The following is a 9906-nucleotide window of genomic DNA, read 5'->3' as shown; positions in this document are numbered from 1 at the left end:
TGGGTAACTGTAATAATAAATATTTTGCACGACGTTTTATATCTAAAATTACTTGCCCGTGCACATTGCTTATAGCCTTATCAACGGGCCAACGTAGTTTAGGTTGTCGAACAATAATTTTATCAATAATCTGTCCTTTCAAATAGGGCAAAATGCCTCGACGACTTGTCTCAACTTCTGGTAATTCAGGCATATAATTTCCATTTAGTTATTTAATAGGTCAGTAACCCAAGTTGGTGCCTGCTGAACGGACGTAGGCTGGTTATTGGCCGAGCATAAACTATGAGGGTTAATTGTCCATACTGGTAAAGAGCGAATACCACTTCCATCACATTGCCACTGCCCATCACTATCAATAGGTACCATAAAAATATTTTGAGGTAGTGGCAATACTAATTTCTTTGGTGGATTATTTTGTAAATATTCACTATAAATTTTTAAGGCGCCAGTTGCTCCTGTTAATTTCATTGGAGAATGATCATCTAAACCAATCCAAACAACAGCAACATTTTTACCATCTATCCCTGTAAACCAACTATCACGAGAATCATTACTTGTTCCTGTCTTAGCTGCTAAATTAAATGAACCATATTTAGCTTTTAATGAACGAGATGTCCCCGTGTTAACAACTTGTTGCATAGCATAAGTGGTTAAATAAGCCGATTGTTGAGATACAGCCTGAAGCTGTTGTGGGTAGCTTTGATAAACTAGCTCACCTTTATCGGTCAATACATATCTTAAAATAGAAAGTGGAGATCGTTGACCATTATTAGCTATCGTTTGAAACATCTGCGCCGTTTCTAACGGTGTTAATTCTAAAGCACCTAGTAATCTTGATGGTAAATTAGATATACGGTCTGTTGATACACCTAATGATTGTAAAGTATTCCTTGTTGCATCAAGCCCTAATGCCATTCCTAGATTAACTGTTGGCACATTAAGCGAAAGTGCTAAAGCATCTACTAACATAACACGATCACGAAATTTACGATCATAGTTTTTCGGTTCCCAATAACCATTACCATCAAGCTTTATTGATAAAGGTTTATCATCAAGCCAAGTATTAAGTTGGTAATGGTCGGGTTGCCCTAGTGCAGTTAAATAAGTTGATGGTTTAGCTAATGAACCAATTGCTCGCTGAGTTAACCAAGCACGGTTATATCCTGGATAACGAGGTTCAGCACTACCAATGATAGAACGAATTTCTCCAGTTTCTCGGCTAACTATAACCATTGCTGTTTGTAATTCTTTATTAGTTGATTTTCGCAGTTTCTCAATTACGTTAGTTACCGCTTGCTCTGCAGCTGATTGAGCTACAGGATCAAAGGTAGTAAAAATCTTCATACCAGACAGATGTTCTGCTTTATCGCCTAATTGTTTTCGGAGTTCACTACGCACAACTTGCATAAATGCTGGTTGTGGCGAAATTACACCACCTTTGGGTAAAACTGATAGTGGGCGCTGACTTAATAAATTATATAACTCATCATCTATAATACCTTGCTGCTGAGCAAGTTTTAAAACTACATTACGGCGTTCAATAACTTGTTGAGGTTGTATCCAAGGATTATATAATGAAGCTCCTTTTACCATACCAACAAGTACCGCTTGCTGATCTAATGTCAGTTCATTAACTGGGCGACCAAAATAGTAAAGGCTTGCTAATGGAAAACCATGGATCTCTTCACTACCCGCTTGCCCAAAATAAACTTCGTTTAAATAAAGCTCTAAAATACGTTCTTTGCTATAGCGTCCATCCAAAATAAGAGCCATATAAGCTTCTCGTATTTTGCGACTTAAACTACGTTCGTTAGTTAAAAAAAGGTTTTTGACTGTTTGCTGAGTTAATGTACTTCCACCTTCAGTACGACCAGTTGTTAAATTAACAAAAATCGCACGACCAATAGAGTATAAACTTACGCCATGATGATCATAAAAACGTTTATCTTCCGTTGCGACTAATGTTTTTAATAATGAATCAGGAAACTTCTTTAATGGAATAAACAACCGTTGTTCACCATTTGGAGAATGCATCATCGTAATTAATTTAGGATCAATCTTAAGCAATCCAAAATCACGCCCTGAATCTAGATTAGTAATACGATCAATACGATTTTCATAAAAAGTTATTCTGACTCTAAAAGCTTGCTCTTCACCATCAGGAAAAGTAAAAGGTCGACGATAAATTTCAACCGCATCATTTCTTACAATAAATTCGCCTGGACGAGTAGCTTTGGTATCTTGTTGACGATATTGCGCACCAACTAATATTGTTACCACATCATTTAGACTATATTCACTATCTGGTTCAAGATCAATAATTTGTCCATAAACTGCAGCCGGTAACTCCCATACATTTCCATCAATCCGTTCTTTAATTTGTTGATCAAGATAAACACCATAAATAATTGCCACTGCAGCAAAGACAAGAAACAACTTAAATAGTAGTATCAAAAATCGTCGCCAAAGTGTAGTCTTTTTATTTTTTCTGGTCTTTTTAGAAGAGCGTTTTTTTTCTATTTTAGTTGATGTTTTCAAACTGCACCTAACATTTATTATTAAATAATAATTAGCTTATGATAACATAATTTTTAAGGGTACCTTGACCACCTTTTTTAAAAAGGCCAGGTAAGTAAAGGTTTAAATATAAAAACAAATATATAAACTTAAAAGTTTAGTTGAGAGCTAATATTTTTAACTTTTGAAAAGAATGCCTTTCTCGACTTACCTGTTAATCCTTCTGAAATAGGTAAGCTTGCTGTTAATGGATTAACTGGCTTGTTATTTATATGTAATTCAAAATGAAGATGAGGTCCAGTAGAACGCCCAGTATTTCCCGATAGGCCGATTTTATCGCCTTGCTTAACTTGTTGACCTGGTTTAACTAAAATTTTATCCAAGTGCATATAAGTTGTCATATACTGACGACCATGCCGAATAGCAATATAGTTACCCGCTGAACCACTATATTTTGCAATTACTACTTCACCATTACCAACGGATAATACAGGAGTACCACGTGATACAGCAAAATCAACACCATTATGAGGGGCTATTTGTCCTGTAACTGGATGTAAACGACGTGGATTAAATCCAGAAGAAACACGTGCTTTTTTCGTTAAAGGATAACGGAAAAAACTCTGCGATAAGCTGTTACCATTAATATCATAATATTTACCATCATCAGCTAAAATAGCATAATAATCCTTATTTCCATTTTTAATTCGAATACCTAACAACTGACTATTAGATAAGCTTTTACCATGCATTTCCCGTGTTAGAGCAACTGAAAATTTATCACCAACTTGTAATCGACGAAAATCTAAGCGCCACTGTAAAGCACGAGTAATAATACCTATTTCATTACTAGTTAACCCACTTTTTCGAGCATCGGCAACAAAACTAAATTTAATGTCACCTTTTATAACAATATTTTGTGGGATGACTTCAGCAGTTTCAGAACTTTCTATAAATTTATCACCCGATTTTTCATAGATTCGAATATTATTGCTTGATATTGTCCAACTAAAAGTTTGCAAATTATGATTATCATCAGTTGTCCAACTAATTTGTTGACCAATTCGTAGATTTGCAAGTTGCTTAAATTTTGTTGTTAATTGATAGATATCATTTTTATTAACATTATAACGAATTAGAATATCATGCAGTGTATCGCCACGAACAATAGTATATTGTACTGCATTATCTTTACCATCAACGATATCATCTAATTCATCTTTAACAATCTCATCTTCAGGAACATCAGATGATTCAGCAACGGTAGCCATTTTTCCATTTACTATCTCGACTTTTCCATCACCATCAATAGAGCTGGAATTATCATTTACAGTAGTTTCAACTTGAGGAGTTAAAGGAACATAAATTGTTCGATCCAAATTGAGCGGACGCCACAGAGCTGTAAATAAAATAACAATAAAAAGAACGCCCAATATTGAAAAATAGGGAATTTTAAAATTATTTTTTTCAATACTGAAGGATTTTATTTTTCTTGCCAAAATTAACCTTAACTATTTATTACTAAAACTAATTTTTATCTAAACAATCCAACAGTTGCTGTGTTAAATTTGTTAAAAATTGTAAATATGCACCTTTTGAAGGTGTTATACTCGTTCCTAATGGATTCAATTCTCCAATTCGAACATCTGTTCCACTCACTAATTTTTCAATAACTGCAGGGCTAAACTGTGGCTCACGAAATACACATACTGCTTGGTGCTCTTTGAGCTCCTGTTGAATAGCATAAACTTTTTGAACACCAGGCTGAACTGCTGGATTTATAGTAAAACTGCCTAGTTTTTTTAATCCGAACTGTGCCTCAAAATACCCATAGGCGTCATGAAACACAAAATACCCTCTATTTTGTACGGTAATTAGTTTTTTTGCAATGTTTTGTTCTGTTTCTGTGAGTTTAGTAATGAATTCGTTTAAATTTTCATCAATTAATATGCTTTTATCTGGATAAAGCGTAACAAGTCTATCATGAATTGATTGTGCGATAATTTTAGCAATTTTAGGTGAAAGCCAAATATGCTCATCATATTCACCATGGTGATCTTGATTGACCTCATCATGAGAATGATCATCTCCGTGATCATCATAACTGGTTCTAAGTAACGATTTGATTTCTGGTACAGCCATTAATTCAATTTGCTTTTGCTTATCTATATTTTTTAAAATTGTTGGCATAAAAGCTTCCATATCTTCACCGACCCAAACCACAAGTTCGGCTGATTTAAGTTTTGCTAAATCAGAGGGCTTTAAATAATAAGTGTGGGGAGATGCGCTATCAGGAAGTAAAATATCATTATCAGTTACTCCTGAAGCAATGGCTTCAGTAATAAACCCAATGGGCTTTACAGATGAAATAACTGTCGCATTAGCTATATTAGTGATAGTTTGCATAAATATTAATGAACAAAATATCATTAAAGAACAGATTAATTGTTTACTATTTTGTGCAATATATTTTTTCACACCATATATCCTATATTTAAAAGTATGATAGAATAAAAACATTAATTGTTATAATATAACATAACATTGTTGTAGGCAAGGGCTCTTAACGATATGACACCACTAATTTCTCTTGATAGTGTTTCAGTAGAAATTGACCATCAAAAAATATTATATGATGTTTCGTTAGCAATACATCTTAATCAAATTATTACATTACTTGGCCCCAATGGTGCAGGTAAATCAACTCTAATAAAAGTCATTTTAGGTTTAATTCCATTTACTTCAGGAACAATTAAGCGTTCAACCAATTTAACAATTGGTTATGTACCGCAATCAATCAATTTAAATACCACTCTGCCTATTACTGTTAAACGTTTTATGCACTTAAATAAACAGTTAAATGCCGAAAAAATTTTTAATACGTTATCAATGGTAAAAGCTGAATATTTGATTAATAAATCTATGCATCAATTATCGGGTGGGGAATTGCAACGCGTATTATTAGCTCAAGCCTTAGCAAAGCAACCTCAATTATTGATTCTTGATGAACCAACTCAAGGCGTGGATGTTAATGGTCAAGTATTATTATATGATCTAATCGCTGATGCAAAAAAACAGTTTAATTGCGGTGTATTAATGGTTTCTCATGATCTTCATTTAGTTATGGCAAAAACAGATGAAGTAATTTGTTTAAATCATCATATTTGTTGTTCTGGCACACCTGCTATTGTATCTAACGATCCTGAGTTTATTTCTCTTTTTGGCCAACATGGGGCTTCACAAATCGCTGTTTATAAACATCATCATAATCATCAACATGATTGCTTCTCCCCCACTATTGATCAACATAGGCAAATTGCTATGTCTTGTTATGGAAAAAAACATAATGATTGAGTTATTATTACCTTCTTTATTTGCAGGATTATGCTTAACGAGCATAACAGGTCCTTTAGGTACTTTTGTTGTTTGGCGTAGAATGTCCTATTTTGGTGATACTCTATCCCATGCAGCTTTACTTGGTATCGCTTTTGGCTTTTTACTGAATATAAATTTATTTTATGCAGTCATTTTTGTAACTCTTTTACTGGCCTTAGGGTTACTTTGGTTAGAAGCCCAAAAACAACTTCCAATTGATAGTTTACTTGGTATTTTAGCTCATAGTGCATTATCTCTTGGTTTAGTTGTAATTAGTTTAATGAATAATATCCGAATCGATCTAATGGGATACTTATTTGGTGATCTATTATCAGTAACATATTCTGATCTTTATCAAATTACTACTTGTGTAGCATTTATTGGTGCCTTATTGCTTTGGCGATGGAATGACATTTTATTTATTACTGTAAGTGAAGAGTTAGCTTTTAGTCACGGTATTAATGTTCAAATAACAAAATTGCTTTTAACTCTACTGTTGGCGCTAACAATAGGTCTATCGATGAAATTTGTTGGAGCTCTGATTATTACATCTTTACTTATCATCCCTGCCGCAACAGCCAAATATTATTCAAAAACTCCCGAGGAAATGGCAATAATTGCTATAATAATTAGTATGTTATCAGTGATTACAGGACTAATATTTTCTTTTATTTACGACACACCAACAGGGCCATCAATTGTATTAAGTAATACTTGTTTATTTTTTATATCATTATTTATTTCAAAATTAACTTTAAACAAAAAAAATTGAGATTACTGCAAAATCAGATTATTTATTGCGTGACATATCCCATTAATAAAAATGACTTTAATAGTCAGCTAACTATTTCTAATACTGTAATAGTACAATTCAATATGTTAATAATTAAAAACTATGTCACTTGCAATTATTTATACTCGAGCATCTATTGGAATACAAGCACCTTTGATAAACGTTGAAGTTCATATTAGTAACGGGTTACCAGGTTTTGTTTTAGTTGGTCTGCCTGAAGCAACGGTTAAAGAAGCTAAAGATCGAGTTAGAAGTGCTATTATTAATAGTGGTTTTACTTTTCCTTCAAAAAAAATAACTGTTAACTTATCTCCTGCAGATCTTCCAAAAGAAGGAAGTCGCTTCGATTTACCAATAGCTATCGCTATTCTTGCCGCTACAGAGCAAATTCCAACAGATAATCTATTACATTATGAATTTTTGGGAGAATTAGCCCTTTCAGGTAATATTAGAGCAGTAAAAGGAGCTATTCCAGCAGCTATTTCTTCTAAAAAGAAAAATCGCACATTAATTATTTCTGCAGAAAATCAATCTGAAATTTCTTTAATTCACCAAAACAATACTTTAATCACTAATAACTTATTAGAGTTATGCCAATATTTATATAACGAAATTGACTTGCCAGCAGTCCAATATCGTGAATACAAAGATATTGATAATAATTTATCAAACCTACAAGATATAATCGGACAGGAACAAGCCAAAAGAGCATTAGAAATTGCAGCCGCAGGAGGTCACAATTTACTATTAATTGGACCTCCTGGAACAGGTAAAACTATGTTAGCAACTCGTTTGACTTCCCTGTTACCTCAATTATCTGATGAAGAAGCACTTGAAAGTGCTGCAATAACTAGTCTAGTTAGTCCAAATGGATCAATTAAAAACTGGCGTAAAAGGCCGTTTAGATCACCTCACCATAGCGCATCAGCAGCAGCATTAGTTGGTGGAGGAACAATACCTAAACCTGGAGAAATATCACTAGCACATAATGGGGTTTTATTTTTAGATGAATTACCAGAATTTAACCGAAAAGTATTAGACGCTCTTAGAGAACCAATTGAGTCAGGTGAAATTATCATTTCAAGAGCAAACGCAAAAATAAAATTTCCTGCTAAGTTTCAATTAATAGCAGCAATGAATCCAAGCCCTACTGGACATTATCAAGGAACACACAATAGAACTACACCCCAGCAAACAATTCGCTATCTAAATCGGCTTTCAGGACCATTTCTCGATAGATTTGATATTTCTATTGAAGTACCTTTATTGCCTAAAGGCACCTTAAGTCAAAAAAAGACTTCCGATGAATCAACCGAAACGGTAAAACAGCGAGTTTTACAAGCAAGAAATGTTCAGTTTAAAAGAAATAATAAATTAAATAGTCAGTTAAGTGCAAATGAAATACAATGCTATTGCAAATTATCAGATGAAAATAATGAATATTTAGAACAAGCATTGATAAAATTAGGACTCTCTGCTAGGGCGTGGCATCGTATATTAAAAGTATCGCGTACAATTGCAGATTTAGATTCGTCAGAAAATATAGAACGAAAACATATTTCAGAAGCATTAAGTTATCGTTCTATGGATCGATTATTAATTCAATTACACAAAAATATCGGTTAAAAGAATTAGTCGTCACTATCGACAAAATCATCAGTTGTATCAACTTGAGGCTTCCCGCCGGATAATGTATGAAAGCGTTTAGGCTTATTTATACGAGAAAGATATTTTAGCCAAGTTTTTTCGAAATCAGTTGATGGCTCCTTTTTACCTTTACAAACGGCAACAAATGATTTTTCTTCTGCTGTAGTAGGTTTTCTAACTTCTGTATCAAGATCTTTAAAAGCACACCCATGTTTTTCCAAAATAAGAGCTTCTTTAATAGTAAAGTCTCCGTGACGAGAAAATCCTCTTGGATAATTCTTATTATCAAAAAAACGTTGTTGACTTACAAAACTCTCAGCCATGTTCTATCCTCTAGGTTGTAAAAGTATCTGGGCAGGAATTATAATTGACTAAGTTAATCTGTAAATAAAATTCTTTTATTTATTCTATCAAAAATAAGCAAATGATTAAATTTAAAACAGAATCATTATTTTTGTGGCAGGGGCGGAGAGTCTCGAACTCCCAACACCCGGTTTTGGAGACCGGTGCTCTACCAATTGAACTACGCCCCTAAATAAGGTGGCGGAACGGACGGGGCTCGAACCCGCGACCCCCTGCGTGACAGGCAGGTATTCTAACCAACTGAACTACCGCTCCACCGTATTTGGTATGTATATATTAAATTTAAAAGTCTGGCGGCACCCTACTCTCACATGGGTAATACCCACACTACCATCGGCACTACGGCGTTTCACTTCTGAGTTCGGCATGGGGTCAGGTGGGACCACCGCGCTATTACCGCCAGACATATCCTGTCTCTTTCAATTAGTATTGATATCTTCTACCATTATCTCATATCAATACCCATCTCTCAATCCGGAACAAACTGCTTTCTCAACTTTTTATCAACTCTTTACCACGTAACCCAAAACAACTCCGAGTTGTAAGGTTAAGACTCTCGGTTCATTAGTATCAGTTAGCTCAATGTATCACTACACTTACACACCTGACCTATCTACGTCTTAGTCTCAAACGGACCTTACTGAATCTCTTCAGGGAAAACTCATCTCGAGGCTAGTTTCGTGCTTAGATGCTTTCAGCACTTATCTATCCCGCACGTAGCTACCGGGCAATGCAATTGGCATCACAACCCGAACACCAGCGGTGCGTTCACTTCGGTCCTCTCGTACTAGAAGCAAACCCTCTCAATTTTCCTACGCCCATGGCAGATAGGGACCGAACTGTCTCACGACGTTCTAAACCCAGCTCGCGTACCACTTTAAACGGCGAACAGCCGTACCCTTGGGACCTACTTCAGCCCCAGGATGTGATGAGCCGACATCGAGGTGCCAAACACCGCCGTCGATATGAACTCTTGGGCGGTATCAGCCTGTTATCCCCGGAGTACCTTTTATCCGTTGAGCGATGGCCCTTCCATTCAGAACCACCGGATCACTATGACCTACTTTCGTACCTGCTCGAGCCGTCACTCTCGCAGTCAAGCTAGCTTTTGCCATTGCACTAACCTCCTGATGTCCGACCAGGATTAGCTAACCTTCGTGCTCCTCCGTTACTCTTTGGGAGGAGACCGCCCCAGTCAAACTACCCACCAG

Annotated in this window: 8 protein-coding genes, 2 tRNA genes and 2 rRNA genes; 3 read left to right on the top strand and 9 right to left on the bottom strand. The window is 35.3% G+C overall.

The window, feature by feature from the left end:
• The 4 genes from A9G37_RS03610 to znuA form a co-directional block, all read right to left on the bottom strand.
• A partial coding sequence (locus tag A9G37_RS03610) for a DNA-formamidopyrimidine glycosylase family protein (protein ID WP_304364043.1) occupies positions 1-193 on the bottom strand: 193 nt, incomplete at its 3' end.
• Between the two features lie 11 nt (positions 194-204).
• On the bottom strand, positions 205-2538 hold the full coding sequence (mrcB, locus tag A9G37_RS03605) for a bifunctional glycosyl transferase/transpeptidase (protein ID WP_065574648.1): 2334 nt from the start codon (positions 2536-2538) through the stop codon (positions 205-207).
• Between the two features lie 128 nt (positions 2539-2666).
• Positions 2667-4016 (bottom strand): murein DD-endopeptidase MepM, encoded by a 1350-nt coding sequence (gene mepM / locus A9G37_RS03600; protein ID WP_065574647.1) that lies wholly within the window; start codon positions 4014-4016, stop codon positions 2667-2669.
• 28 nt (positions 4017-4044) lie between these two features.
• On the bottom strand, positions 4045-4995 hold the full coding sequence (gene znuA / locus A9G37_RS03595; RefSeq protein ID WP_218059292.1) for a zinc ABC transporter substrate-binding protein ZnuA: 951 nt from the start codon (positions 4993-4995) through the stop codon (positions 4045-4047).
• Between the two features lie 93 nt (positions 4996-5088).
• Between znuA and znuC the strand changes: the two genes are divergently transcribed.
• The 3 genes from znuC (at position 5089) to A9G37_RS03580 (ending at position 8311) form a co-directional block, all read left to right on the top strand.
• A complete protein-coding gene (gene znuC / locus A9G37_RS03590) occupies positions 5089-5871 on the top strand; it encodes a zinc ABC transporter ATP-binding protein ZnuC (protein WP_065574646.1) in 783 nt (260 codons plus the stop codon).
• On the top strand, positions 5864-6664 hold the full coding sequence (gene znuB / locus A9G37_RS03585) for a zinc ABC transporter permease subunit ZnuB (RefSeq protein WP_065574645.1): 801 nt from the start codon (positions 5864-5866) through the stop codon (positions 6662-6664). Before znuC ends, znuB begins: the two co-directional genes overlap by 8 nt.
• Before the next feature lie 123 nt (positions 6665-6787).
• Positions 6788-8311 (top strand): YifB family Mg chelatase-like AAA ATPase, encoded by a 1524-nt coding sequence (locus A9G37_RS03580; RefSeq protein ID WP_065574644.1) that lies wholly within the window; start codon positions 6788-6790, stop codon positions 8309-8311.
• Positions 8312-8316: 5 nt separating this feature from the next.
• On the opposite strand, the gene A9G37_RS03575 is transcribed toward A9G37_RS03580, so the two are convergent.
• From A9G37_RS03575 to A9G37_RS03555, 5 genes are all read right to left on the bottom strand, one after another.
• Positions 8317-8655, bottom strand: coding sequence for a DUF413 domain-containing protein (locus tag A9G37_RS03575; protein WP_034914792.1), 339 nt, complete (start codon positions 8653-8655; stop codon positions 8317-8319).
• 134 nt (positions 8656-8789) lie between these two features.
• Positions 8790-8865, bottom strand: a tRNA-Trp gene (locus A9G37_RS03570).
• Positions 8866-8873: 8 nt separating this feature from the next.
• Positions 8874-8950: transfer RNA gene (locus A9G37_RS03565), tRNA-Asp, on the bottom strand.
• 33 nt (positions 8951-8983) lie between these two features.
• Positions 8984-9099 (bottom strand): 5S ribosomal RNA (gene rrf / locus A9G37_RS03560).
• A 139-nt stretch (positions 9100-9238) separates the two neighbouring features.
• Positions 9239-9906 (bottom strand): 23S ribosomal RNA (locus tag A9G37_RS03555); the annotation flags it as partial.

It is taken from the genome of Gilliamella sp. GillExp13 (assembly GCF_001690815.1).
In the GTDB taxonomy this organism is placed as follows: domain Bacteria; phylum Pseudomonadota; class Gammaproteobacteria; order Enterobacterales; family Orbaceae; genus Gilliamella; species Gilliamella bombi.
Note: the sequence above shows the minus strand (reverse complement) of the source record. Positions and strands in the feature narration are given on the sequence as shown.

Coding starts and splice junctions, on each gene's coding strand:
- A9G37_RS03575 (WP_034914792.1), bottom strand. CDS start 8,655: ATGGCTGAGAGTTTTGTAAGTCAACAACGTTTTTTTGATAATAAGAAT.
- znuB (WP_065574645.1), top strand. CDS start 5,864: ATGATTGAGTTATTATTACCTTCTTTATTTGCAGGATTATGCTTAACG.
- znuC (WP_065574646.1), top strand. CDS start 5,089: ATGACACCACTAATTTCTCTTGATAGTGTTTCAGTAGAAATTGACCAT.
- A9G37_RS03580 (WP_065574644.1), top strand. CDS start 6,788: ATGTCACTTGCAATTATTTATACTCGAGCATCTATTGGAATACAAGCA.